23 protein-coding genes are annotated in these 24,147 nt (G+C 66.2%); 11 read left to right on the plus strand and 12 right to left on the minus strand.

Going from position 1 to position 24,147, the window contains the following annotated elements; all coding sequences use genetic code 11:
- Positions 1–165: 165 nt before the first annotated feature.
- Together NFX52_RS10855 and NFX52_RS10860 are read left to right on the plus strand one after the other, a co-directional pair.
- A complete protein-coding gene (locus tag NFX52_RS10855; protein WP_055393661.1) occupies positions 166–609 on the plus strand; it encodes a MerR family DNA-binding transcriptional regulator in 444 nt (147 codons plus the stop codon).
- Positions 606–1,064 carry a PaaI family thioesterase gene (locus tag NFX52_RS10860; protein WP_176887660.1) on the plus strand — a complete coding sequence of 153 codons (459 nt, stop codon included), beginning with the start codon at positions 606–608 and terminating at the stop codon, positions 1,062–1,064. Before NFX52_RS10855 ends, NFX52_RS10860 begins: the two co-directional genes overlap by 4 nt.
- A 29-nt stretch (positions 1,065–1,093) precedes the next feature.
- On the opposite strand, the gene NFX52_RS10865 is transcribed toward NFX52_RS10860, so the two are convergent.
- The 3 genes from NFX52_RS10865 to leuA all read right to left on the minus strand — a co-directional run bounded on the left by NFX52_RS10865 (position 1,094) and on the right by leuA (position 4,680).
- Entirely contained in the window at positions 1,094–2,194 is a 1,101-nt protein-coding gene (locus NFX52_RS10865; RefSeq protein ID WP_055393663.1) for a 3-deoxy-7-phosphoheptulonate synthase, read from the minus strand.
- Positions 2,195–2,361: 167 nt separating this feature from the next.
- Complete coding sequence (locus tag NFX52_RS10870; RefSeq protein ID WP_055393665.1) at positions 2,362–2,868, minus strand: C40 family peptidase; 507 nt, start codon at positions 2,866–2,868, stop codon at positions 2,362–2,364.
- A gap of 132 nt (positions 2,869–3,000) precedes the next feature.
- Positions 3,001–4,680: a 2-isopropylmalate synthase gene (leuA, locus tag NFX52_RS10875; protein ID WP_055393667.1), complete on the minus strand. Its 1,680-nt coding sequence runs from the start codon at positions 4,678–4,680 to the stop codon at positions 3,001–3,003.
- Positions 4,681–5,093: 413 nt separating this feature from the next.
- On the opposite strand from leuA, the gene NFX52_RS10880 reads away from it, so the two are divergent.
- Positions 5,094–5,456: a YciI family protein gene (locus NFX52_RS10880; protein WP_055393669.1), complete on the plus strand. Its 363-nt coding sequence runs from the start codon at positions 5,094–5,096 to the stop codon at positions 5,454–5,456.
- Between the two features lie 19 nt (positions 5,457–5,475).
- Here the strand turns inward: NFX52_RS10880 and NFX52_RS10885 are convergent, their stop codons facing one another.
- The 4 genes from NFX52_RS10885 to NFX52_RS10900 form a co-directional block, all read right to left on the minus strand.
- Positions 5,476–7,401: a putative bifunctional diguanylate cyclase/phosphodiesterase gene (locus tag NFX52_RS10885; RefSeq protein WP_207402069.1), complete on the minus strand. Its 1,926-nt coding sequence runs from the start codon at positions 7,399–7,401 to the stop codon at positions 5,476–5,478.
- Positions 7,398–7,943, minus strand: coding sequence for a YfiR family protein (locus NFX52_RS10890; protein WP_055393673.1), 546 nt, complete (start codon positions 7,941–7,943; stop codon positions 7,398–7,400). Before NFX52_RS10890 ends, NFX52_RS10885 begins: the two co-directional genes overlap by 4 nt.
- A gap of 3 nt (positions 7,944–7,946) precedes the next feature.
- Entirely contained in the window at positions 7,947–9,971 is a 2,025-nt protein-coding gene (locus NFX52_RS10895; protein ID WP_242701237.1) for a TonB-dependent receptor plug domain-containing protein, read from the minus strand.
- Positions 9,972–10,162: 191 nt separating this feature from the next.
- Positions 10,163–12,970, minus strand: a complete 2,808-nt coding sequence (locus NFX52_RS10900; RefSeq protein ID WP_252635636.1) for a WG repeat-containing protein — start codon at positions 12,968–12,970, stop codon at positions 10,163–10,165.
- A gap of 234 nt (positions 12,971–13,204) precedes the next feature.
- Between NFX52_RS10900 and NFX52_RS10905 the strand changes: the two genes are divergently transcribed.
- The 4 genes from NFX52_RS10905 (at position 13,205) to NFX52_RS10920 (ending at position 15,997) form a co-directional block, all read left to right on the plus strand.
- Positions 13,205–13,618 (plus strand): YciI family protein, encoded by a 414-nt coding sequence (locus tag NFX52_RS10905; protein WP_055393698.1) that lies wholly within the window; start codon positions 13,205–13,207, stop codon positions 13,616–13,618.
- A 24-nt stretch (positions 13,619–13,642) separates the two neighbouring features.
- Positions 13,643–14,179, plus strand: a complete 537-nt coding sequence (locus tag NFX52_RS10910) for an SRPBCC family protein (RefSeq protein WP_055393677.1) — start codon at positions 13,643–13,645, stop codon at positions 14,177–14,179.
- 71 nt (positions 14,180–14,250) lie between these two features.
- Positions 14,251–14,658, plus strand: a complete 408-nt coding sequence (locus NFX52_RS10915) for a VOC family protein (protein WP_055393679.1) — start codon at positions 14,251–14,253, stop codon at positions 14,656–14,658.
- Between the two features lie 46 nt (positions 14,659–14,704).
- Positions 14,705–15,997 carry an RNA polymerase sigma factor gene (locus NFX52_RS10920; protein WP_156358573.1) on the plus strand — a complete coding sequence of 431 codons (1,293 nt, stop codon included), beginning with the start codon at positions 14,705–14,707 and terminating at the stop codon, positions 15,995–15,997.
- A gap of 54 nt (positions 15,998–16,051) precedes the next feature.
- Here the strand turns inward: NFX52_RS10920 and NFX52_RS10925 are convergent, their stop codons facing one another.
- The 3 genes from NFX52_RS10925 to NFX52_RS10935 form a co-directional block, all read right to left on the minus strand.
- Positions 16,052–16,522 carry a ribonuclease HI family protein gene (locus NFX52_RS10925; RefSeq protein ID WP_255354178.1) on the minus strand — a complete coding sequence of 157 codons (471 nt, stop codon included), beginning with the start codon at positions 16,520–16,522 and terminating at the stop codon, positions 16,052–16,054.
- Between the two features lie 3 nt (positions 16,523–16,525).
- Positions 16,526–16,783 carry a DUF3297 family protein gene (locus NFX52_RS10930; protein WP_010464995.1) on the minus strand — a complete coding sequence of 86 codons (258 nt, stop codon included), beginning with the start codon at positions 16,781–16,783 and terminating at the stop codon, positions 16,526–16,528.
- Between the two features lie 103 nt (positions 16,784–16,886).
- Positions 16,887–17,468 (minus strand): NnrU family protein, encoded by a 582-nt coding sequence (locus NFX52_RS10935; protein ID WP_055393683.1) that lies wholly within the window; start codon positions 17,466–17,468, stop codon positions 16,887–16,889.
- 161 nt (positions 17,469–17,629) lie between these two features.
- Here NFX52_RS10935 and NFX52_RS10940 point away from each other — a divergent pair, with 161 nt between their 5' ends.
- Entirely contained in the window at positions 17,630–17,932 is a 303-nt protein-coding gene (locus NFX52_RS10940) for a TfoX/Sxy family protein (RefSeq protein WP_055393703.1), read from the plus strand.
- A gap of 78 nt (positions 17,933–18,010) precedes the next feature.
- On the opposite strand, the gene NFX52_RS10945 is transcribed toward NFX52_RS10940, so the two are convergent.
- Entirely contained in the window at positions 18,011–18,622 is a 612-nt protein-coding gene (locus NFX52_RS10945; protein ID WP_055393684.1) for a 3'-5' exonuclease, read from the minus strand.
- Positions 18,623–19,049: 427 nt separating this feature from the next.
- On the opposite strand from NFX52_RS10945, the gene NFX52_RS10950 reads away from it, so the two are divergent.
- From NFX52_RS10950 to NFX52_RS10960, 3 genes are read left to right on the plus strand one after another with little or no spacing between them, the layout of a single operon-like run.
- The gene (locus tag NFX52_RS10950; protein WP_055393686.1) at positions 19,050–22,628 is read left to right on the plus strand and encodes an IPTL-CTERM sorting domain-containing protein; all 3,579 of its coding nucleotides are present in this window, start codon (positions 19,050–19,052) and stop codon (positions 22,626–22,628) included.
- Positions 22,629–22,678: 50 nt separating this feature from the next.
- The gene (locus NFX52_RS10955; protein ID WP_055393688.1) at positions 22,679–22,861 is read left to right on the plus strand and encodes a hypothetical protein; all 183 of its coding nucleotides are present in this window, start codon (positions 22,679–22,681) and stop codon (positions 22,859–22,861) included.
- A gap of 38 nt (positions 22,862–22,899) precedes the next feature.
- The gene (locus tag NFX52_RS10960) at positions 22,900–23,130 is read left to right on the plus strand and encodes a hypothetical protein (protein WP_055393690.1); all 231 of its coding nucleotides are present in this window, start codon (positions 22,900–22,902) and stop codon (positions 23,128–23,130) included.
- 30 nt (positions 23,131–23,160) lie between these two features.
- On the opposite strand, the gene NFX52_RS10965 is transcribed toward NFX52_RS10960, so the two are convergent.
- Positions 23,161–24,147 (minus strand): extracellular catalytic domain type 1 short-chain-length polyhydroxyalkanoate depolymerase (locus NFX52_RS10965; protein WP_252635637.1); only part of this gene is annotated, 987 nt, incomplete at its 5' end.

Consider the following 24,147-nt stretch of genomic DNA (forward strand, 5'->3'; position numbering starts at 1 on the left):
ACAACTTGTAATAAAGCAGCAATGCTACACCGCACAGACCCATGTTGACGCACCGCAGCATGCGGGTTTGCCCCAAAGGGGAAACCGGCCCAGCGACCACAGGCAGCGCGGAAACAGTCGCCAAGGCAACCTTCGCGCAGCATCAGGCTTGCTAGCCTGTGTGCCATGCAGATCTCCGAACTTGCCCGCCAGGCCTCTGTGTCCGTCCACGCCCTGCGCCACTATGAACGGCTGGGGCTGATTCGCCCGCACCGCCGGGCCAACGGATACCGGGACTATCCCGCCAGCATCAAGCGCGAGGTGGTGTTCATCGCCATGTCCCGCCAGCTGGGCTTTGCGCTGCCGCAGATTGCCCGGCGGCTTGACGACTACCGTGCCGGCACGCTGGGCATCGACGACATGGTGCTGGCCCTGCAGGAACGCGTGGCCGCGCTGGAGCAGCAGATCGGCCAGTTGCAGGCCCAAAAGCAAGTGGTGCTCGACCACCAGGCGTGGCTGCAGGCGCAACAGACACGCAAGCGAGAGACACCCCGCGCCTGGCCGCGCGTGCGGCCCAGCACATCCACCAAGTCCCCCTCCCAAACCCCAACCTCCAGGAAAACGCCATGACTTTGTCTTCGCCATCCCCTTTGCCCACGGCCTCCATCGCCGCATTGCAGGCCTTTGTGCTGGCCATGCCCATGGCCCGCACGCTCGGGCTGCGCTTCGTCCACGCCGAACCGGGCCGGGTCGAGATGGAGATTCCGGTGAGTGAGGCCTTCAGTTTTCGCCCCGGCCAGTTACAGGCCACGGCTGTGTTTGCCGTGGCCGACTTTGCGGCGGTGGCGGCAGCGGGCAGCGTGTTGCCGCCAGGGTGGACCAATGCCACGGTGGACGCGACCGTGAAACTCGTGGCGCCTGCCCGGGGCGTTTGCCTGCGTGCGCGCGGGCGTGTGGTGGATGCGGGGCGGTTACTCACCGTCTGCGCGTCCGACGTTTTTGCGGTGGACGGGAACGGCCAGGAAACCCTGTGCGCCACGCTCCTGGCCACGGCGCGCAATATCGATCCCGCCGCTGCGCGGTAGGTGGCGGGCCGTCCCGTTCTGCGGTGGGATTACGCCCGTGAGCGCCGCGCCCGCACGGCGGCCGCCAACCCTTCAAGCACCGGCACGGTCTGCGCCAGGCTGATGCAGGCGTCAGTCACCGACACGCCGTGTTGCAGCGGCTGGCCGGGCACGATGTCCTGTCGGCCTTCGTTCAGATGGCTTTCGATCATCAGGCCGGTGATGCGCGCATCACCGGCTGCAATCTGCTCGGCCACTTCTGCCGCCACCGTGATCTGACGCTGGTGCTGCTTGCTGCTGTTGGCATGGCTCACGTCGATCATCACCTGCTCGCGCAGGCCCGCCGCCTTGAGCATGGCGCAGGCAGCATCTACATCGGCAGCGCTGTAGTTAGGCTGCTTGCCGCCGCGCAGGATCACATGGCAGTCCTGGTTGCCGCGCGTCTCAAAAATGGCGGCCTGGCCCATCTTGGTCATGCCCATGAACGCGTGCGATGCCTGTGCGGCCTGGATGGCGTCGCTGGCCACCTTCACGCCGCCATCCGTGCCGTTCTTGAAACCCACGGGGCACGACAGGCCACTGGCCAGCTGGCGGTGGCTCTGGCTCTCGGTGGTGCGCGCGCCTATCGCGCCCCAGCTCACCAGGTCGCTGATGAACTGTGGCGAGAGCAGGTCCAGAAATTCGGTGCCCACCGGCAGGCCCGTGGCCAGCACATCGAGCAGCAACTGGCGCGCCAGCTCCAGCCCTTCGTTGATGGCAAAACTTCCATCCAGGTGCGGATCGTTGATGTAGCCCTTCCAGCCCACCGTGGTGCGCGGCTTTTCAAAGTACACGCGCATGACGACGAGCAGATCGGCCTGCAGCGCATCCGCCTGTTGCTTGAGCTGGCGCGCGTAGTCCATGGCCTGGTCGTGGTCGTGGATGGAGCAGGGCCCCACCACCACGATGAGCCGGTCATCCTGCCCGTGCAGGACGCGTGAGATGGCGGCGCGGCTCGATTCGACCAGCGCCTGCGCCGCATCGGGCGCGGGCAGCCACTCCTGCAGCAACGCAGGCGTAATCAGCGGGCGCACGGCCTTGATGCGCGTGTCATCAATGCGTGTGGTGTCGTGGGTGGAAATGGGATTGGCGGAGCGGTGTGCGTGGGTCATGGTGGCCCCGATTGTCGCGGAGCCGCCGTTGCCTACTGGTCAAGGAGGTGGTCACACGGCTTGGAACTGGCGCGGCCCAGGCCAGTGACGCAGAGCAAGGGCCGCCCCGCAGCGAGTGCGTCGTCCCCCTCAGGGGGAAGGCGCCGAAGGCGACTCAGGGGGAGCCTCTACGGCCTGCGGAACGCCGCATTCTGCCGCGACCAATGGCGCGACTGCAAATGGTCGAGCCGCACCGTTCCGCCCGTGGAGGGCGCGTGCACAAAACGCCCTTCCCCCACATAAATACCTGCATGGTTGGGCTGGCGGCCGGTGCCAAACACCACCAGGTCTCCGGCGCGCAACTCGCCACCGTCGATTCGGTATCCCCAGTTGTTGAGCTGCGCCACCGTGCGCGGCGGCGGTGTGCCGACCTGGTTGCGGTACACGTAACCAATCAGCCCGCTGCAGTCGAAACCCGAGTCGGGCGTGTTGCCGCCGTAACGGTACGGCGTGCCCACCAGGCCCAGTGCGTGGATGGCGATGTCGTGTGCCTGCTCGGCGGTCAGGGGCGGTGTGGTGCGGATCGGGGCGGACGAAGAAGAAGACGTCGAAGGCGGCCGTGAGGTGCCACAGCCGCCCAAGGCCAGCAGGGCGGCGGTGCAGGCGGCAAAGGCCAGACTGTGAAAAACGCGCATGGACCGAAGGGTAACGGATGGAGCCCGGCGCATGCGCTGACCCCGTTCCTGCCTTGGGGATATTGGTCAAAAATGCCGCCAGCGCTTGTGCATCAAGCGTTGGCAGCTATCTTTTTTACAACACTGGGAAGCTCACGCCGTCGCTGTGACTTCGGCCGTCTGGCGCCGCAGCAGCAACCGGTTGGCTACGCTCACGATGGCCTGTACCGACGCCGTCACGATGTTGTGGCTGGCCCCCGCGCCAAAGGTGGAGCCCGCCACGCCGTCCATGGCCGCTTCCACAATCGCCAGCGCCTGGGCGTTGGCGCCCGTGCCGGTGGCGCGCTCTTCATAGTGGTCCACGCGCAGCGGCAGGCCCAGCGCATCCACCGTGGCGGCAATCGGCCCGTTGCCCTGGCCGCGCAAATGCTGGCGCGTGCCGTCGATGGTCACGTCCAGCTCGATGCCCTGCCCGTCTTCATCGAGCTTGTGGCTGTGGCAGGTGATGGCGGCGTGCGCAGGCGCTTTCAGGTACGTGGTCTGGAACAAGTCCCACAGCGCCTCGCCGCTCATTTCGCCCTCGCTCGCGTCCGTCTGCCGTTGCACTACCGCGCTGAATTCGACCTGCATGCGGCGCGGCATCACCACGCCGTGTTCGCGTTCGAGCAGGAAAGCAATGCCGCCCTTGCCCGATTGGCTGTTCACGCGGATCACGCTGTCGTAGGTGCGGCCGAGGTCCGCCGGGTCGATGGGCAGGTACGGCACTTCCCACAAGGCGTTCGGGTCTTGCGCTGCAAAGCCCTTTTTGATCGCATCCTGGTGCGAGCCCGAGAATGCGGTGAACACCAGGTCGCCAGCATACGGGTGGCGCGGGTGCACGGGCAGCGAGGTGCATTCCTCGGCAATGCGCGCGACCGAGGTGATGTCCGAGAAGTCGAGGTTCGGGTGCACGCCCTGCGTGTACATGTTGAGCGCCAGCGTCACGATGTCCACATTGCCGCAGCGCTCGCCGTTGCCGAAGAGGCAGCCTTCCACGCGGTCGGCGCCGGCCATCATCGCAAGTTCTGCCGCCGCCACGCCCGTGCCCCGGTCATTGTGCGGGTGCACCGAGAGCGTGATGTGCTCGCGCGGGCTGAGGTGCCGGTCCATCCACTCGATCTGGTCGGCGAACACGTTGGGCGTGGCGTTCTCCACCGTGGTGGGCAGGTTGATGATGATGGGACGGCCGGGGCCCGCGTTCCATGCGGCAATCGCGGTCTGGCAGGCCTTGAGGGACACGCTGAGTTCGGTGGCGCTGAAGGTTTCGGGCGAATACTGCAAGGTCCACTGCGTGGCGGGCTGTGCATCGGTAAGCTGCTTGAGGTAGCCCACGTGGTGCGCGATGAGCTGCATCACCTGCGTCACGTTCATGCCGAACACGATGCGCCGCCATGCGGGGGCCGTGGCGTTGTAGAGGTGCACGATGGCGCGGGGGGCTCCTTTCACGGCCTCCACGGTGCGCGCAATGAGGTCCTCGCGCGACTGGGTCATGACCATGATGGTCACGTCATCGGGGATGAGGTCCTCGTCGATAAGGCGGCGCACAAAGTCGAAGTCCGTCTGCGATGCTGCCGGAAAACCGACCTCGATCTCCTTGAAGCCGATGCGCACCAGCTCTTCAAAGAGCTTCATCTTGCGCTCGCCGTTCATGGGCTCGAACAAGGCCTGGTTGCCGTCGCGCAAATCGGTGGACAGCCACACGGGCGCGTGGGTGATGCTGCGGGTGGGCCACTGGCGGTCGGTCAACGCGACCGGGGCAATGGGCTGGTACTTGGTGGCGGGTTTGGAAATCATGACAAAGGCTCCACGAACGGTGTGTGCGGTGTGAAAGACACGGTGCACAGGTCAAACGAATCTAGAAACGAATGACATCCCCTGCAGCCCTTTGCGTGTGCAAAGGCTGGTTCGCGGGCCGGGGTCAGGGGGAGATCAGGTGTTGCGCTGAGCGGATCAGGCAACGGTGGCGAACGCAGGCAGACCCCGGCCAGGCACTAGGCCTAGCGATAGGGTGGATAGGAGCATGCTGCGTTGCATAGGTGGGCAAAGATAGCACAGGCTTGCTGCGGCGCGCAATTATTTTGATGAAAAGTGCCGCTAGCAATTGATGGATAAGCACTAATAGCTATCAAAATAATAGTGAATACTGCTGATAGGATGACGCCTTTCGCTGCGTGCCCTCCCCATCTGTTTCGTCAGGAGATCTTTTCATGGCCTACATGCTGCTCATCATGGAACCCCACGGCCAACGGGCCGAGCGGGGGCTGGCGGGGGGCCAGGAGGCCTATGCGCGCATGCTGCGTTTTGGCGAAGGCCTGCAGGCCCGGGGCCTGCTGCGTGCCTCCGAATCGCTGGCCTCCACCGAGCAGGCCGTGCGCCTGCAGGTGCGCGAAGGCCAGGCCCGCATGGTCGATGGACCCTTTGCCGAGACGAAAGAAATGGTGGGTGGCTTTTACCTGCTCGACTGCGCCACGCGCGAGGAGGCTGTGGCCATTGCCCGCGAATGCCCGGCCGCCGAATGGGCCACTGTCGAGGTGCGCGAAGTAGCGCCGTGTTACCACGGGGCTTTGTGATCCGGGGTGCTGACGCTTTTCACACTCCCCGGCGCGCAGTGCCTTCCTGCAGCTGTGCCTGAAACTCCCCCACCGGCATGGGCCGCGCAAACAGGTAGCCCTGCAGTACATCGCAGCCCTGGCGCACCAGGTAGTCGGCCTGCTCGGGCGTTTCCACCCCTTCGGCTGTGATCTGCAGCCCCAGGCCGTGGGCCAGCGCCACGATGGCGGTGACGATGGTGCGGCTGTGTTCCTGGCCGGGCAGGTCCTTGACAAAGCTGCGGTCGATCTTGAGGCGCCGCATCGGCAACTGCCGCAGGTAGGCCAGGGAGGAGTAGCCGGTGCCAAAGTCGTCAATGGCCAGGTGGATGCCCAGCTGGCTCAGGCGGTGCAGGGTGTGCGCACCGGCCTCCATGTTGTCCATCAGCACGGTTTCGGTGAGTTCGATTTCGAGCAGGTGGGCGGGCAGGCCCTCTTCGCGCAGGATGTCCATCACGCGCTCCAGGAACTGCGGGTCGCCCAGCTGTCGGGCCGAGATGTTGACGGATACCCGCAGCGGCCCGCCCGCCTGCCACTGCGCGGCATCGCGGCAGGCCGTGCGCATCACCCAGTAGCCCAGCGGCACGATGAGGCCGCAATCCTCGGCCACCATCACAGCCTCCAGCGGCGAGACGTTGCCCAGCTCCGCGTGCGACCAGCGCAGCAGTGCCTCCGCGCCCACCAGGGTGCGGTCGGAGGCGGCAAAAAGCGGCTGGTAGTGCAGCGCGAGGCCCTCGCCCTGCTGGAGCGCAGCACGCAGTGCATGCTCGATGGCCTGGCGCCGCACCACCGCCTGGTTCATCGACGCGTCAAACCGCACACAGCGGTTCTTGCCCATTTCCTTGGCCCGGTACATGGCCGTATCGGCGTTGCTGACCAGGCCGTCCATGTCGGCCGCATCGCCCGGAAAGGTGGCGATGCCCGCACTGCAGGTCACGGTCACCTGCTGGCCGACTTCGGTGAACGAATGGTGGAAGGTGCCGACGATCCGCTGGCCATAGGTGTTGAGTGCCGCGTCGTCCATGTCCAGCGGCAGGATCACGGCGAACTCGTCGCCCCCCAGGCGCGAGATCGCGTCGCTGCTGCGCACCACGGACTGCAGACGCCGCGCCACCTGGCGCAGCAAGCCATCCCCGGCGGCATGGCCGAAGGTGTCGTTGAGCGTCTTGAAATTGTCGAGATCGATGTACACCAGGGCCACGCGGGTGCCCTGGTCCCGGGCGGCTTCGATCGCTGCGGCCAGGCGTTCGTTGAAGGCATGCCGGTTGCCCGTGCCCGTGACGGCATCGGTATGGGCGAGCGCGTGCAGCCGGTTCTCGGCGTTGCGCACGGCCGCCCGGCTGCGCAGCACCATGGCGGTTGCCATGGCCATCACACACCCGGCAATCAGCAACGCGCTGACAAAACGAATGGCCAGGCGCGAGTACACCGCACGCATGGACTTGCGAAAGTACAGCGTTCCCTCTGCCACGCCCGCCGTTTCAACCGGCCGGGCAATCTCCAGCACGCTTAGCCCCGCACGCTCGGTCAAACCGCCCATGCCTGCGGCCGCCAGCGTGGCGGGGAAGTTGTCGTCTGGCCCGCGTGTGTAGTGCGCCAGCAGCAGGCCCTGCGCGTCGTACACCCCGGCGCCCAGCACCATGGGCGACGACTTCAGCGCCGCCAGCATCTCGTTGGCCGTGCGCGCATCTCGGAACATGACAGCGGCCGCAATGTTGTCCGCGACGATGGCGGCCTCCACCCGGCTGTCCTGCAGCATGGACTGGCGCGTGCTCCAGTAGTCCAACCCCGTGAGTGCCAGCACCACCGTCAAAAGCGCCAGGCCCGCCGCCAGGATGCCCGTTACCACCAGCCTGGAAGACAGCAGCACGGGCGGCAGCGGTGGCGCCGGGATGGCAATCTGGGGTTCGGGGGCCTGGGTTCTCATCGGTTCACCTTGGCCAGCCGCAGCAGTCTGGAGCTGATCGTGAGACCCGCCTTGGCGGCGGCGTCGGGGCTGATGCCGAACACGATACGCCCTTCCTGCTGGGTGAGAGCGATGACGATCTCCGGGTTGACGAAGGTCAGCTCATCCGAGACCGTCAGCACGCCATGGCCCTGAGAAAGGGTTCGAAGCGCTCGCAATGCCTGCTCCACGTCTGCGTTTTGCAGGATGAGCACCCGGCAGTCGCGCAGGCTCGCCATCTCCAGCAGCCTGATCCGCACGGTACGGCCTTTGGCGGCCTGTTTGCCTTCCAGGGCGGTCAGGGGGCGCTTGAGTGGACTGAAGGGCGAGACGCAGACGGTCAGTTCGCTGCCCATGGCGCTGTCGTTGTCAGGCCATTCGATGAACTGGATGAAGTTGAAGATATAGGCGGCCTTGAGGTCGGGTTCTTCCACGGGGTTGGTGGCATGCGCCAGGCCGACCAACCCGCCCAGCAAACACAGGCCGAACCACAGTATCTTGCCCAGGTGGATGGCGTTGTACATGGCTCAGAACGCGTAGGTGAGCTTGAGCCGGTAGGTCCGTCCATCCTGCCGGATCGATTCTTCGCGGATCTCGTACGAGGCGGGGTCTGCATGCCGGTGGTTGAACAGGTTGTAGACGCCCATCGACACGTCCACATCCGCAAAGCGTTGTGTGTAGACGAGGGTGGTGACGATGGTCCCCGGCAAGCGTGCGCCCGAACGGGTTGCGCGCGCGCCCACGCCAATGGCCTCCACGGCATATTGGCCCGGCCTGCCGGCGCCTTGCGTTCCCCACGCGCCCAGCGCCAGGGTGTCCGACCACTGGACCTTGAGCAAGTGGCGGGGAGAGTTCGTCAGCGGCTGGGGGGTGCTGGTGTTGCGTGCCTTTTGCCAGCCATAGGCCACACGCAGGCGCGAGCCGCCTTGCCAGCGCTGTTCCACCTCGGCTTCCAGCCCGTGAACGCGCACGCTGCCGGTGTTGCCGAAGTTCAGTCTTTCCGCTGCGTTCGCATCGCCCAGCGCGATCAGGTCGGTCACCTGCGACCGGAACGCCGTCAGCAGCATGCGGGTGGCGCCGGTGGGGGCATGTTCGAGGGCCAGCTCTGTGGTGCGCACCTTTTCCGACCGAAGCCCCTCCGAGCTGACGATGCCGCCGGGCAGGTCCACGCGGTAGTCGCGTTCGTAGGCATTGGGGGGCCGGTAGGCCGTGCCGTGCAGCAGCTTGAGGGCGGTGGAGGGGTTCCACCAATACACCAGGCCCAGCCGGGGATGGAGGCTGCCCGCACTGCCGGACTGCTTGCCCCAGCGCAGCCCGGTGTGCAGCGTGAGTGTGGGCGCCAGCGCAAATTCATCCTGCATGTAGATGCCCAGCGCATCGCCCGAGCGGCGGGTGTCCAGGTACTGGGCGGGTGGGTCCAGATCGACGTTGAGCTGCTGGATGCGGGTGTCGCGCCGGTAGTCGATGCCCCAGGCGAGCTTGTGGCGTGCAAACGCCGTGCTGACCCACTGCCAGTCGGTGCCCCACCACTGCCCGGTGCCGACGTCGCGGTTGACCGTGAGGGGTGGGTAGTCGTACACATAGTCGCCCACGAAGCGGTAGCGCCCGGCGTGTACGCGGCCGGTGAGCGCCAGTGAGGGCGAAATCTGGTGCGTGGTTTCGGCCGCCAGGCGGGTGGTGGTGTCGATGTAGCGCGAGCGTGGGTCGTTGAAGGCCTGCGAGAACGAAGCCGTGGGCGTGCCCTTGGTGCGCTCGCCATGGGCCAGGGTGAGCGTGAGCCCCTCCCGCTGCATGCGGGCAAACAGCTGCGTGCTGCGGTCGAAATCCAGGCGGTGTGCCACACCATGGTGGGTCTCGGGCGCGTCGAACGCCGAAAAGTACTGGTCTGCCCCCCGGCTGCTGGAGCGCGTCACCGCGATGAGCCAGTCGCTGCCCTGGGCATCCACCGTGCCCAGCGAGAAGCGTGCCTTGGCGCTGCCTTGGCTGCCCGCCTCCACGCTGATCTGCGGCCCGGCCAGCTGGCGGCCGTTGCGCGTGATGACGTTGACCACGCCAAAGAACGCATTGGCGCCATACACCGCAGAGCCCGGCCCGGGAACGAACTCCACGCGGTCCACCAGGTCCAGATCGAGCGGGAAATCCGTGCCGATGGTGGCCTGGTCGTAGAGGTTGTCGTTAAAGCGCACGCCGTTGACCAGCAGCAGCACCCGGGTGTTGTAGTCGCCCGGTGTGGCAAAGCCGCGTGTGCCAAGGTAGTGGTAAGAGCGGTCGTACGAGACATACAGCCCGCGCATGCTGCCCAGCACTTCCGCCAGCGTGCGATAGCCAAAAAGCCGGATGTCGTCTGCAGTCACCACGCTCACCACGGCGGGCGCTTCCAGGGCGGTTTGCGCATACCGGCTGGCCGTCCGGACCTCCATCTGCATGAGCTGTTCCAGCGGCAGCTGGGCAATGTCCGCCTGCGCGGCAGCGTGGGATGCAAAGCCACACAGCAGCGCCAGCACCAGCTGCTGTGTCCGCTGGTTTGTATTGGGTTCCGATCCTCTTTGCATGGGTGGTGCACCCGCTGTGGTGAAGGCCCGCGCATGCAGGCCAAGGCGTTCTCGAGGTTCGTGAATCAGTGGGGCGAAAGGTTTACAAAGTGTATCCATCGCCGGGACCGAACAGTCCCTCCGGGGATCGGTGATGACCCCTAGAAAACTGTAAAAAATGCAGCGGCCGGCCCGTGAACCCTTGCCGGAGCTCACTCGACGGGCGTGATGCCCTCACGTGCCGCGTAGGCCAGCCCCACGCGGCGGTACAGGCGGCGCCAGCCGAACACGTACACCACCACCAGGGTTGCTGCAAGCGCCAGCCATGGGCTCCAGGGGCTGGACGCTACAAAACGCCACGCCCAGTACAGCTCCGCAAAGCCCATCAGTGCGAAGGTGCCCAGCCCGATCCACGGGCCCTCGGCCCGCCAGGCCGCGACCGAGACGAATGCATGGCCCACCAAGGCTGCGAGGCCCAGCAGCAGGTGGGCCGCCAGCGCCAGCACTGGCCGCTGCTCGAACCACCCCGCCATCCCCCGGAGGGTGGGGGGCGTGTCTGACTTGGCGGTCAGTGCTGCCTGCATCACAAACGCTGCCAAAAATCCCTTGTGCTGGAGCCTGCGTGCCGTGGTGTCCTGGCCTCGCAGGGCCGAGCCCACCACGCGCCGCGACAACCAGTCGCCCAGGTCGCCACCCGCGCGTGGCGGGTCTTCTTCCTGTGCATCCGGGGGTAGCTGGGCCATCGCTTCGCGCGCCTGCGCACGCAGGGATTCGGGCACGTGTTCCAGCGCACTGGGGCTGCGGCGCAGCGCGTGCGCACAGACAGCGACGGTGCGCAAGGTCTCGGGCACCTGTTCCAGGTGCCAGCCACCGTCCTGCACGTGGGCGATGCAGGCGTCCTCGCTGAGCATCCCGGCCGGTATTTGCGCAAAGCTTTTCACACCCTGCCGCAGTGTGGTGGCGTAGCGTGCGGGTGTCATGAGCCGCCTGGGCACAAAGCGCACGGTGTCTTCATCGGTGGCCAGCGCGGCGTCCACCATGGCGTGGGTGATGTGTTCACGCGGCACATCGGCCAGCGTACGTGGGTGCGACTGCAGCTGTGCCATCAGCGTGGTCTCGTCGGCGGCTTGGGCCTGGGGTGCTGGCTGTGCAGAACGCGCACGTTGCGCCAGCTGCAGCGCATCCACGCTGGGCGCTGCCATCAGCCACAGCTCCCACCATGCGTCGCCATCGCCGGAATCCGCGTGTTGGTACAGCGTGAGCCACTGCTCGCGCGATTCGCGCAGCACTCCGCCATCACCGGGCAGGGGTCTGGCCAGCGGCGAGGCCCAGGCCTGGGTGTGGTCGCCGCTGCGGTGCCAGGGGGCGGCGTGTTCGGGGTCCGGGTCGGCCGGGCCAAAGCGCGCTGACAGGCGCTGCACCATGGCCTCGCGGGCTTCGTTCACCGCGCGGTGGAGGTCGGCAGACAGGAATTCATACGGGCCGTTGTGCGAATCGCTCAGGTAGGCGCGCATGACCCGGCGCACGACCACGGTGCGGTCGGCCTGCACCTGGTCTGGGTCGTCCGCATCTTCCTCATCGTAGGTGCCGTCATCGTCCTTTTCCGTGCCCGCGCGGTCAGCTTGCAGCATGTCGCCCGCAGCCAGTTGGTGCAGGCGTGTCTCGGCCTGGGCCAGCAGGCGGCTGGCCAGGGGCACGATGCCGTCGAGCGTGTCCAGGCCTTCCAGGTGGTCGGTCAGGGGGGCATGGAAAAAGGGCCGGGGCGGCCAGCAGTTCTCGCGCACGCCGCTGCGCCACAGGGGCGCACCTTCGGCGCCGAGCAAGGCCACCTGCTGGCCGTCATAGTGCGCGCGCCAGACCACAACCCCTTCGCCGTCGATGTACGCCAGCTGACCATCGCGGGTGAGGAACGGCACCAGCGGGGTATCGGGCGTATTGCCCACCAGCCAGCCATCGCCGTTGGTCAGCGGCTCCAGCAGATGCGCCGGTGCCGGCACGAAACGGCCATCGGGATGCAGCAGGCCCCAGGTGGCGCAGGCCGACGGACCTTGCGCGGCGGTGCGCACCACGGCAAAGCCGCTCTCGGCAGAAAAGTCCGAGCCATAGCTCAGGCGCGGGCCGGGCAAGGGCTTGCCTTCTGCCGTGAGAAAACCCGTGCCGTCGTAGCTGTTGGCCACCACGCCGCAGACCATGCGCCGAGACAGGTGGCGGCCACCCTTGACCACCACCTTGCCCCGGGCGTCGAGATAGCCGTGGCCGTTGTCCCAGGCGTTGGGTTCGTCAAAGTAGGCCAGGCCATCGCTGTTGAAGGCGTCGATGCTGGGGTAATGCGGCTTCAGCACCCAATCGCCCCGGGCATTGATCAGCCCGTAGCGTTCTCCATCGAGCGATGCGGCCGTGGTGGGGGACTCGCCAAACGGCTTGGCATCGCGAAAGCGGGGTTCAACCACCCAGCGGCCCGCGCGGTCCACAAAGCCCTGGGTGCGCTGGTTGCTATCCTTTTTCCACAGCGTGGCGCGGGCCAGGCCGTTCGCGCCGAACAGGCCCAGTTCATGAAAAACTTCGTCGCTGGTGGGCTGGCCCTCGCGGTTGATGGGGCGCCATGCATCCTGGCCCACCTGCACGGCACTCACCCCGTTGCGGAATGGGTGGGCGTTGTCGAAGGTCGGGGGGATGACCACCGCACCCGCCAGGTCCACAAAGCCCCAGCGGCCCCTGTCGCAAAAGCGCGCCAGTCCGTCTTCTGAAAAGTTGCGTGCGTTCTGCAGCGCGGGCGGCACGCGCCAGCAGCCTTCACCATCGATATAGCCCCACAGCGAGTTGTCGGCCTGGGCGGCGCTGACCCAGCCGCCGCGCCCGTCGGCGTTGAAGCGCAATACCGCCTTCAAGCCTTCTGGTGGCACCACGGCCCGCCCGGGGTGGACGATGACCAGGGCCGGGCTCTGGCAACTGGGTTCCAGCGGAATGCTGGCCAGCCAAGGAGGGGCCGGTTCGGTGGTGATGTCGCTGTCTTCGTTCATTGTGCTCGGGGGCTCTCCGCGCGGCATCCTACCGAGGGTGTCTGGCCGGGCGCGTAACCATTTGCACGCCTTGGCAAATGCCCCACACCTTGGGCTACACCTGACACCTTGGCGACTTTTTTCTACGTAGTTACCCTGATTTTTGAACCGTCCTGTCGATCTGCCCGGCCTTCGTTCGTCGTGCAGGTGAAGGTCCACCCATGGGCCCTCAACCATCACTTTCTGGAGAACCCCATGCGATTCATGATCATCGTCAAAGCCACTGCCGAATCCGAACAAGGCTGCATGCCCAGCGCTGCCCTGATGGCCGAGATGGCCCGCTACCACGAAGAACTGGCCCGTGCGGGCGTGCTGCTGGACGGCAGCGGCCTCAAGCCCAGCGCGCAGGGCTGGCGCGTGCGCTACACCGCCAGCGGCCGCACCGTGACCGACGGACCGTTCACCGAAACCAAGGAACTCATCGCCGGCTACACCCTGATCCAGGTGCGCAGCAAGGGCGAGGCGCTGGAATGGACGCGCCGCTTTCCCAATCCGCGGGGTGAGGGGCTCGATGCCGAGATCGAAGTGCGCCAGCTCTTTGAGATGGAGGACTTTGCCGGCGTCGAAGGCGTGGAGAAATTCCACGACCTCGAAGCGATGCGCGGCTGAAACCAACCGGGAGGACCCTCTACCATGATCAAGACCATTGCCCTTGTGCTGCTGGCGGCGCTGGGACTTTTCCTGGCGTTTGCTGCCACCCGCCCCGACACCTTCCGCGTGGAGCGCAGCCGCGTCATCTCCGCCCCGCCCGAGCGTGTGTACGGCCTCATCCACGACCTGCGCCAGTTCAATACCTGGAACCCGTACGAACGCAAGGACCCCGCCGCCAAGGGCGAGTACAGCGCCAACACCATCGGCCCCGGCGCGCGCTATGCGTGGCAGGGCGACAAGGTGGGCACCGGCAGCATGGAGATCGTCGATGCCACGGCCCCGGCGCGCGTGGCAATGAAGCTCGACTTTGTGGCCCCGTTCGAAGCCCACAACCAGGTCGAGTTCACGCTGCAGCCCGAAGGGGCAGGCACCACCCGCGTCACCTGGGCCATGCACGGCCCTGTGCCCTACCTGACCAAGATTGCGCACCTGGTTTTCAACATGGACCGCATGGTGGGCCAGGACTTTGAAGACGGCCTGGTCAACCTGCAGGCTGTGGCGCAAAAGCCTGCCGGCTGAGCCCCATCCCCTGTTGCGCTTTGCAAAACCTTTCGTTTCGCTTTACCTTCCTTACTCCTCAGGAGCACCTCATGCACCCACAAATCTTCGTGAACCTGCCCATCGAGAACATGGCCCGCTCGCAAGCGTTCTTCCGCGCACTGGGCTATGACTTCAACCCCCAGTTCACCAACGACCAGGGCGCCTGCCTGGTGGTGGGCGAAAACCTCTTCGTGATGCTGCTGGTCAAGGACTTCTACCAGACCTTCACCAGCAAGACGATTGCCGATGCGCGCACCACCTCCGAGGTGCTGGTGTGCTTCTCTTGCCAAAGCCGTGCAGAAGTCGATGCGCTGGTGGACAAGGCCGTGGCTGCGGGCGGCACCACACCCCGCCCTGCGCAGGACCTGGGCTTCATGTACTCGCGCAGCTTTGACGACCTGGATGGCCACACCTGGGAGTTTGTGCACATGGTGGACGCCAGCAAGGCGCTGGGATGAGAACGTGTGAATGAATGCGCCGGATTCATTCACACCTTTTGATCGCGTGAAACACTCTACCCTTCCCGACCGCGATGCCCTGCACCGCACCATCGACTCGGTGTGGCGTATCGAGGCCGCGCGCATCATCGCCAGCGTTGCGCGCATGACGCGGGACGTGGGCCGGGCCGAGGAGCTGGCGCAGGACGCCCTGGTGGCCGCGCTGGAGCATTGGCCTGCCACCGGCCTGCCCGCCAATCCGGCGGCGTGGCTGATGACCACGGCCAAGCGCCGCGCCATCGACCACCTTCGCCAGCAGGCGCTGCACACGCGCGAGAACGAAGCCCTGGGCCACGACCTCGAAGCGCTCGAAGCCCAGTTCGCGCCCGACGTGGTGGACACTCTGATGCACGCAGAGCAGGACGACATTGGTGACGACCTGCTGCGCCTCATCTTCACCGCCTGCCACCCCGTGCTGCCCACCGAGGCGCGTGTGGCGCTCACCTTGCGGCTGTTGGGCGGGCTCACCACGGCTGAGATCGCACGCGCGTTTCTCGTGCCCGAGCCCACCGTGGCCCAGCGCATTGTTCGCGCCAAGCGAAGCCTGTCTGCGGCCCACGTTCCGTTTGAAGTGCCCGGCCCCGCGGAGCGCGCGCCGCGACTGGCCTCGGTGCTGGAGGTGATCTACCTCATCTTCAACGAAGGTTATGCCGCCACGGCGGGGGATGACTGGATGCGCCCCGCTTTGTGTGGCGAGGCCCAGCGCCTGGTGCGCGTGCTGGCCAGCCTGGTGCCCGATGAGCCCGAGGTGCAGGGGCTGGTGGCACTGCTCGAAATCCAGGCCTCGCGCTTGCCCGCACGCACCAACGCACAAGGCCAGCCCGTGTTGCTGATGGACCAGGACCGCGCGCGCTGGGACCACCTGCTGGTGCGCCGGGGGCTGGCGGCCCTCGACAAGGCCGAGCAGCTGGCACGCGTGGGCCATGCCTGGGGGCCCTATGCGCTGCAGGGTGCGATTGCGGCCTGCCATGCGCGCGCGCACCGCGCCCAAGACACCGACTGGCACCACATCGTGGCGCTGTATGACGCATTGCTGCAGGTGGCGCCCTCGCCTGTGGTCGCTCTCAATCGCGCCGTGTCGGTGGGCATGGCCCTGGGTCCGGCCGCAGCACTGGCCCTGGTGGATGAACTGGCCGCAGAACCCAGCCTGCGCCACTACCACTGGCTGCCCAGTGTGCGGGGCGACCTGCTGGCCAAGCTGGGGCGCCAGACGGAAGCTTGTGCAGAGTTTGAACGGGCCGCCAGCCTGACGCGCAATGCGCAGGAGAAGGCCTTGCTGCTGGCGCGAGCGCGAGCGTGATGGACATGCACTGCAGCCGGCGCGCTGCGTGAAGCAGGTCGGAGCAGGGCAGGATCAGCGTCGACGCTTCTGGGTGCGGCCGTGTGGCGTGGCCACCTTGGGCGCCAGACCCAGCGCGGCACGCGCCAGCGCATCGGCCGCCCCATTGCGGTGGCGGGGAACCCATTGCAGGTCCACCTGTGCAAACCGCTGCAGCACACGGCGCGCCTCGTCAAACAGCGGTGCCAGCCGCTCGATAGGCGCTACGGCCTGCTCGCCCAGTTGCTCCACCAGCACGCTGCTGTCGCTGAGCACCTGCACGGTGGTTGCAGTGGCCACCACCTGGGGTTCCAGCCACTGCAGCGCCCGCAGCAGCGCGCGCAGTTCGGCCTCGTTGTTGCAACCGGTGAAGGTCGTGGCTTCAGAAATGGTGTGTTGCGTGGCCCCACCGGGCCCCACCAGCACTGCCCCCAGCCCCATGCGCCCGGGGTTGGGCACGGCGCTGCCGTCGCAGTGCACCACCCAATGGGCGGGTTCGGTGGCCACGGCCTATTTGTAGAACGCTTCGACTTTGCCCTTGAGCTTGATCATCAATGGCTGGCCCTTGCGGTCCACCGTCTTGCCTGCGGGCACTTTCACCCAGCCTTCGCTGACGCAGTATTCCTCGACATCGCTGCGGTCCTTGCCGTTGAAGCGGATGCCGATGTCGTGCTTGAACACCTCCGCCACATGGTGCGGGCTGCGGGGGTCCACCGACAGGTGATCGGGCAAGGGGGGTGGCGTGGTGGAGGTGGTTGCGTCGGTCATGCAGAAGGCTCAGTGTGAAAAGGCAATGGGAAAGAAAACAAAAACGGAAAGCGCGGATTCTCCGGGATTTGGTCCTGCAGTGCTGCGCCAAGCCCCTGCCGCCCTACCGCGCGAGAGGCGCAACGCCGATCAGCCAGGCATGCGCCCAGAACGCAAAGCCCACCCAGGCCACAGCGCCCACCACCACGGCCACGCCCGTGCCCGCCGCAGTGCCGGGCGCGTAGCCGGTGTTCATCGCCCGGTCGCGCTGCCGTGCGGCCCGAAAGCTCAGCACGGCCCACAGCAAAAAGCTGCCAAACAGCAATACATCGGCCAGGTTGCCGTTGGACAGCAAATGTGCCAGCGCCCACACCTTCACGCCCAGCACCATGGGGTGGTGCAGCCGGGCCTTGATGGCATTGCGCGGCACGTAGGTGGCGGCCAGCAGGATGAAGGCAATGAGCGTCAGCAGCGACGCAGCGTGCCGCATGCCAATGGGCGGCACCCACAGCACCACCGGCTGCTGCCGCGCCAAGCCATAGCCCCACACGATGAGTGCCAGGCCCACGGCGGAGACCAGTGAATACAACCCCTTCCACGGCATCTCACCCATGCGTGCCAGCGTCTGCGTGCGCCAGCCATCGGCCACGATGCGCACCGAATGCACGCCCAGAAACAGCACCAGTCCAAGAACCAGGTACGCCATGGAAAAGCCTTTCATGTCATCGTGAATCTGCGTGCAGGTAGTGCGATGTCAGCAGGCTGCATCGCCCCCGCATTTGTTGCTGCGGATTATGGGCAGGGCGCCCGATGTACTCGCTGTGTGGGGGCTTGCGATGATTGCCACGCGCCGCCATCATGCCGCCCATGACCGCCAGCCCACCCGAAGATCCACCGCTGCGAGCCTTGCCCAACCTGGGCCCAGCGTCTGAGCGCATGCTCCACGCGGCGGGCATTTGCACCCCCGCAGCATTGCGTGCGCTGGGCGCCGTGCCCGCCTTTGTGGCCGTGCGCCAGGCCGGGCAGCAACCCAGCCTCAACCTGCTTTGGGCCCTGGAAGGTGCGCTCAGCGGACGCGACTGGAAAGCCGTGGCACTGCATGAACGCACCGCACTGCTCATGCAGCTGGACGACCTCAGCACACGGAATTTGCCCGGGTTTTACAAGTAAAAAGTGACCCTGGCGCTTTCCCATAAAGCGCTTGCAGCTATAAATTAGATAGCAAATTGGTGCGCGGGCCACGCCCCATCATTCCACCGCATGCTGCGCCAGCAGCGCCCCCACCTTGGGTTTGGCGCAGCGCTGCAGCGTTTGCAGCAGCGTGTAGCTGGGCTCCGCCACCCTCCAACGCGTGCGCAGGTCGTGCTGCATGCGCGCCAGCAGCGCAGCGGCCATCTCGGCATCGGCCAGCGCCCGGTGCGCCTGGCCCGTGCGCGGCAGGCCGTGGTAGTCCACCAGCGAGCCCAGCTTGTGGCTGGGCGCCTGCGGGTACAGCCGCCGCGACAGCAGCACCGTGCACGCAAACGGCTGCGGCGCGGGCAGCCCGGCCAGGGCCAGCTCGGCCTGCCAGAACTTGCTGTCAAACGAAGCGTTGTGCGCCACCATGGGCGCATCGCCCACAAAACGCGCCGCGTCCTGCATCACCCCCGCCGCATCGGGCGCGGCGTTCACCATCGCGTTGGTAATGCCGGTGAGCTGGGTGATGAACGACGGTATCCACACCCCCGTTTTCATCAGGCTTTGAAAACGGTCCACCACCTGCCCTTTTTCCAGCAGCACGATCGCCACCTCGGTCGCACGCGCGCCCTGGCCGGGCGAGATGCCGGTGGTTTCAAAGTCGATGACGGCGATGGGGGGCATGGGGCGGCTGGAAGGTGAGAGTGAACCAGGAAGGCAGTATCGCTGGCACAGCGTGTGCTGCCTGCGTTGCCTCGGCCTTGAGTCACACGGCGGCGGAACTTGCCAGCCACCCAGTCAAAGCCCCCGTCTATTGGTATTGAATCCCGACAACGGCAATCCAGCGATCATTTTTTTTCGCGAAGGCGCAGTTAACTTTTGTTACAACCCTCCGACTTCTTCAAAGCAAAGATGCGCTGGCGCTCACCAGCTCTGCCACCTGCCTCGAAACTGCCAGACAAAATCCCCCGTTCAGAACCCAGAACCACACCCGGCCATGCACTCTCAACCTGTGCTTTCAACTGCTCCTTTAGCTGCTCCTTCATCTGCCCCTTTATCTGCGTTGTTACCCACCACAGCCAGCGCCCTGCCCTGTGTAGCCTTGGCGCGCATGCTGCAAGCGTGGCGCTCCAAGCCCTGGAGGCTGTTGTGGGTCATCTTGTTGGCGCTGGTGCTGTTGCTGCTGTGGGCGCCCCAGCCCGCAGCGGCGCAAAGCGCGCTCGATGGGTTTGACCCCAATGCCAACGATGTGGTCTTGAGCGTAGTGGTGCAGACCGATGGAAAAGTGTTGCTGGGAGGGGGGTTCACCCTTTTGGGGAGCCAGACGCGCAACCGCATAGCCCGACTCAACGCCGATGGCTCAGTGGATGCCAGCTTTGACCCGAATGCTGACGGCGCAGTCAACACGCTGGCATTGCAGCCAGACGGCAAGATCCTGGTGGGTGGCAACTTCACCAGCATTGGTGGTCAATCACGCAACAACATTGCCCGGCTCCATGCCAACGGCACGCTCGACACCACGTTCGACCCCGGTGCGGGGGCAGACGCCCCCGTCCAGAGCCTTGCGGTGCAGTCCGACGGCAGGGTGGTGATCGGTGGTGATTTCAGAGCAGTGGATGGGCAAACCCGCAGTTTCATTGCCCGACTGAATGCCAACGGCACGCTGGATACCACATTCAATCCTGGAGCCAACGACCCGGTTTACAGCTTGGTGGTGCAGCCGGATGGCAAGGTGCTGGCTGGGGGATTTTTCAGCAACATGGGCGGAGCGCCGCGCAACTATGTGGCCCGGCTGAATGCCGATGGCACGCTCGATGCCAGCTTTTCTCCCAGCCCTGATGATGTAGTCCGCAGCCTGGCCGTGCTGGCGGACGGCAAGGTGTTGATGGGGGGCACCTTCAATTCGGTGGATGGCCAAACACGCCGAAATATCGCGCGGCTTAACGCAGACGGCACGCTGGACACCGCCTTCCAGAATTTGGAGGGCGACAACGATGTCCTCAGCCTGGCTGTTCAGCCCGATGGCAAAGTGCTGGTGGGCGGGCGTTTTAGCACCCTGGGCGGTCAACCACGCAACAACATAGCGCGCATCAACGCCGATGGCACGGTCGATGCAGGCTTTGACATCGGGGCGGATGGCACTACGGTCTTTAGCGTGGCAGTGCAGCCCGATGGCAGGGCGCTGGTCGCAGGTGAGTTCGCCACCGTCGGCGGGCAGGCGCGCAATCGCATTGCTCGACTCAGCGCCGATGGCACGCTGGATGCGGACTTCAATCCGGATGCCAACCATTCTGTCTTTAGCGTGGCAGTGCAGCCCGATGGCAAGGTGCTGGTGGGGGGGCACTTCACCGCCCTGGTCGGGCAACCGCGCAACCGCATCGCTCGGCTCAACGCCGATGGCACGCTGGATGCGGCCTTCAATCCGGATGCCAACAATGCTGTCTTCAGCCTGGCAGTGCAGCCCGATGGCAAGGTGTTGGTGGGGGGCTCTTTCACCAGCGTGGGCGGGCAAATGCGCAACCGCATTGCTCGACTCAACGCCGATGGCACGCTGGATGCGGGCTTCAATCCGGATGCCCCCAATGGTCTTGTCTACAGCCTTGCAGTGCAGCCCGATGGCAAGGTGCTGGTGGGGGGGGCTTTCACCACCCTGGTCGGGCAAACGCGCAACCGCATCGCCCGGCTCAACGCCGATGGCACGCTGGATGCGGGCTTCAATCCGGGTGCCAACAATGCTGTCTTCAGCCTGGCAGTGCAGCCCGATGGCAAGGTGTTGGTGGGGGGCTCTTTCACCAGCGTGGGCGGGCAAATGCGCAACCGCATCGCCCGGCTCAACGCCGATGGCACGCTGGATGCGGGCTTCAATCCGGATGCCAACAATTTTGTCTCTAGCGTGGCAGTGCAGCCCGATGGCAAGGTGTTGGTGGGGGGCTCTTTCACCAGCATGGGCGGGCAAATGCGCAACCGCATCGCCCGGCTCAACGCCGATGGCACGCTGGATGAGGGCTTCAATCCGGATGTCCCCAATGGTCTTGTCTTTAGCGTGGCAGTGCAGCCCGATGGCAAGGTGCTGGTGGGGGGCTCTTTCACCAACGTGGGCGGGCAAACGCGCAACCGCATCGCCCGGCTCAACGCCGATGGCACGCTGGATGCGGACTTCAATCCGGATGCCAATAGCGACGTGAGCAGCCTGGCAGTGCAGCCCGATGGCAAGGTGCTGGTGGGGGGCTCTTTCACCAGCATGGGCGGGCTAATGCGCAACCGCATTGCCCGCCTGAGCGTGCCAGAGGCGGCCCTGCAGTCCCTGGAGGCCACCGCTTCTGGCGACGGCCTGCGCTGGATGCGCAGCGGTGCGGGGCCCGAAGTCAGCCTGGTGCGCTTTGCGATATCGAATGTGGAGGACGCCCCCGAGGCTGGCTGGACGGACTTGGGCGCTGTCACACGGGTAGCGGGTGGCTGGGCGCTGGATGGATTGACCTTCCCACGCGGCACCCCCGTGTGGGTGCGGGCCCAGGGCATTGCCACAGGTGGGTATCAGAACGGCTCGTCATCCCTCGTGCGTTCGGTGCGCGCGCTGTACTTTGCGGCGGCTGTAGCCCCCGACGCCCCCACGGGCCTCACTGCTGTTGCAGGCAACGGCGCAGCGACCCTGTCGTGGACAGCGCCCGCCAACCACGGCGGCAGCGCCATCTTGAGCTACACAGTCACCGGCACTCCCGCAGGCGGCGGCACCGCTGCGGGTTGCCTCGCCACAGCCCCCGCCACCACCTGCACGGTATCTGGCCTGTCCAACGGCGTGGCCTACAACTTCACCGTCACCGCCACCAACGCAGTGGGCACCAGCAGCGCCTCAACGTCGGCAAGCGCCACACCCCAAGGGGTTCCGGATGCTCCCACGGGCCTCACTGCTGTTGCAGGCAACGGCGCAGTGACCCTGTCGTGGACAGCGCCCGCCAACAACGGCGGCAGCGCCATCTTGAGCTACACAGTCACCGGCGCCCCCGCAGGCGGCGGAGCCACGGTGGGCTGCCCCGCCACCGCCCCCGCCACCAGCTGCACGGTGTCTGGGCTGACCAACGGCGTGGCTTACACCTTCACCGTCACCGCCACCAACGCAGCGGGCACCAGCAGCCCCTCCACATCGGCAACGGCAACTCCCCAGTGGAGCCAGTCCGGCGTGACCCTGCCGGGCGGCGGCAGCGCCGATGTCCAAGTGGGCGCCCCACCGGGCTGCACCATCGCGAACGCGCAGTTTGGCACCACCGTGCCAGCAGGCGCACCAGCGAGGGCCAGCTTCCCGGTGGGCGTATTCAGCTTCACGGCCAGCGGCGCAGGCTGCACCAACGCCACCCTGTCGGTGCGCGTGGACTACCCGGCCGGCAGCCTGAGGGGACTGCAACCCTACAAATACGGCCCCGCCACGGGCGGCGCTGCAGCCACTTGGTTCCCGCACGGCACGATCACGGGAGACACGGTGACCTACAGCGTCGCAGACAACGGAGTAGGAGACAACAACCCCACGCTGGGCGCCATAGCAGACCCCTTCGCACCCGTGTTGCTGGCGCCAGGGCCTGGGGGAGCGACAGCGATTCCGACGCTGGGCGAATGGGGGCTGATCGTGCTGTCGCTGCTGGCAGCGGCGGTCGGTGCGGCAGGGGTGGGCGGCATGCGCCGCCAGGCTGTGGGGTGAAGGGAGACCGCGGGTTACTTTTCGGACCTTGCAGGGCCCCCAAAGTACCCGTGGCCGCAGAGCACGCGGCCTGGCGCAACGCAGGCTATCCCGCGCTGATGGTGACGGACACGGCGCACTGCCACTGTCCGCGCCATTGCACCCGCCCGGACATCCCCGACAAGGTGGATTTCGACCGGCTGGCCCGCGTGGTTCAAGGGTTTGAGGGTGAGGTGCGCGATCTCGCTCACTAGCCGCCCCCCGCAACATAGATCGCGGCAATTCCAGCGGCATGAGCATTGCGGCTGCAGCTGCAGCTGCAGCTGCCAAGGCCAGCGTGCACGTTGACTATGAAAACCCTGTCGGCTACGGACGCTGCAGCAGCGCGATCGAGGGATCGGCTGGCTATGGCAATCCCTTCACCGTGGCCGTTGGTGGAACCAAGGTTGCTCTCAAGACGGATCTTGAATCGGAGCATGTGCGCGTCGGCGCCAGGGATGCCGGCATCACCGTCACCTATTGAACGTTGTGCGCGATCTTGCGCGGGTGTTTATCAATCCCTCGCAGCGCGCGGATGCTCCAGAAAAAACCGCAGCATCTCCTGCGTGGCAGCCACGCCGCGCGGGTCGGTGTGGCTGCCGCCCGCGTGCCCGCCAGCCCACGCGTGCCCTGCGCCGTGCAGCACCCATTGTTCTGCCACGACCGTGCTGTGCAGTGTGCTGGCCGACAGGGCGCTACCCGCCACGGTGTACACCTTGCGGGTATAGCTCTGGCCACCACGGGACTGGCCCTGGTGCACCGTCTCCACCGTCGTCTGGCCGCCATCTGGGGCCGTGGCCAGTGCTGACAGCGTTGCCTCGATGAGTTGTTCACCGTTGTGCGCATGCACGGTGGTGTCGGCGTCGCCATGGAACACGATCATCGGCGGGGGCGCCAGGGATGGTGCATCAGCGGCGTGGTGGGTCACCGCACTGGGTTTGGCCCCGTTCTTCATCGCCGACAGCGCACCCATCACGTTGTGCGCTGCACCCGCCTGCAGGCCGGAGTGCACGCCCACGGCGGCAAACAGCTCGGGGTATTCGCGGCCCAGCAGTGCGGCCATGGCGCCGCCAGCCGACAGGCCCGCCACGTAGACGCGTTGCGCATCCACCGGGTGGCGCGCCATCACGTCCTGCAGCATGGCGACGAGCAGCGCGGGCTCGCCGCTGCCCCGGTGCTGGTCGCCAGGGCGGAACCAGTTCCAGCAGCCGTTGGGGTTGGCGCTGTGGGGTTGCTCGGGATACAGCACCAGGGCGTTGGCGGGGGCGGCTGCGTCGTTCATGCCTGTGCCGGTGGCAAAGTCCACGGGGTTCTGCGTGCAGCCGTGCAGCATCAGCACCAGCGGCATGGGGGTGCCTGCCGTGGCGCCCGGGGGCACGTACAGGTGGTAGTGGTGCGGGTGGCGCCGTGCATCGGCGTGGGTGAAGACCACGCGGGTGAAGCTGCCGGGCGGCTCAGCCAGCGGGTGATTGTTGGCGGCGGGGCGTGGTGCTGTGGGGGC

It is taken from the genome of Acidovorax facilis, assembly GCF_023913775.1.
GTDB classification, from domain to species: Bacteria; Pseudomonadota; Gammaproteobacteria; order Burkholderiales; family Burkholderiaceae_C; genus Acidovorax; species Acidovorax facilis.

Bases quoted from the DNA above. Each gene is read 5' to 3' on its own strand.
- NFX52_RS10950 (WP_055393686.1), top strand. From the start codon at position 19,050: ATGCTGCAAGCGTGGCGCTCCAAGCCCTGGAGGCTGTTGTGGGTCATC.
- NFX52_RS10895 (WP_242701237.1), bottom strand. From the start codon at position 9,971: ATGCAAAGAGGATCGGAACCCAATACAAACCAGCGGACACAGCAGCTG.
- NFX52_RS10915 (WP_055393679.1), top strand. From the start codon at position 14,251: ATGCACCCACAAATCTTCGTGAACCTGCCCATCGAGAACATGGCCCGC.
- NFX52_RS10860 (WP_176887660.1), top strand. From the start codon at position 606: ATGACTTTGTCTTCGCCATCCCCTTTGCCCACGGCCTCCATCGCCGCA.
- NFX52_RS10865 (WP_055393663.1), bottom strand. From the start codon at position 2,194: ATGACCCACGCACACCGCTCCGCCAATCCCATTTCCACCCACGACACC.
- NFX52_RS10885 (WP_207402069.1), bottom strand. From the start codon at position 7,401: ATGAGAACCCAGGCCCCCGAACCCCAGATTGCCATCCCGGCGCCACCG.
- NFX52_RS10870 (WP_055393665.1), bottom strand. From the start codon at position 2,868: ATGCGCGTTTTTCACAGTCTGGCCTTTGCCGCCTGCACCGCCGCCCTG.
- NFX52_RS10890 (WP_055393673.1), bottom strand. From the start codon at position 7,943: ATGTACAACGCCATCCACCTGGGCAAGATACTGTGGTTCGGCCTGTGT.
- leuA (WP_055393667.1), bottom strand. From the start codon at position 4,680: ATGATTTCCAAACCCGCCACCAAGTACCAGCCCATTGCCCCGGTCGCG.
- NFX52_RS10940 (WP_055393703.1), top strand. From the start codon at position 17,630: ATGACCGCCAGCCCACCCGAAGATCCACCGCTGCGAGCCTTGCCCAAC.
- NFX52_RS10905 (WP_055393698.1), top strand. From the start codon at position 13,205: ATGCGATTCATGATCATCGTCAAAGCCACTGCCGAATCCGAACAAGGC.
- NFX52_RS10930 (WP_010464995.1), bottom strand. From the start codon at position 16,783: ATGACCGACGCAACCACCTCCACCACGCCACCCCCCTTGCCCGATCAC.
- NFX52_RS10945 (WP_055393684.1), bottom strand. From the start codon at position 18,622: ATGCCCCCCATCGCCGTCATCGACTTTGAAACCACCGGCATCTCGCCC.
- NFX52_RS10935 (WP_055393683.1), bottom strand. From the start codon at position 17,468: ATGGCGTACCTGGTTCTTGGACTGGTGCTGTTTCTGGGCGTGCATTCG.
- NFX52_RS10900 (WP_252635636.1), bottom strand. From the start codon at position 12,970: ATGAACGAAGACAGCGACATCACCACCGAACCGGCCCCTCCTTGGCTG.
- NFX52_RS10960 (WP_055393690.1), top strand. From the start codon at position 22,900: ATGAGCATTGCGGCTGCAGCTGCAGCTGCAGCTGCCAAGGCCAGCGTG.
- NFX52_RS10910 (WP_055393677.1), top strand. From the start codon at position 13,643: ATGATCAAGACCATTGCCCTTGTGCTGCTGGCGGCGCTGGGACTTTTC.
- NFX52_RS10855 (WP_055393661.1), top strand. From the start codon at position 166: ATGCAGATCTCCGAACTTGCCCGCCAGGCCTCTGTGTCCGTCCACGCC.
- NFX52_RS10880 (WP_055393669.1), top strand. From the start codon at position 5,094: ATGGCCTACATGCTGCTCATCATGGAACCCCACGGCCAACGGGCCGAG.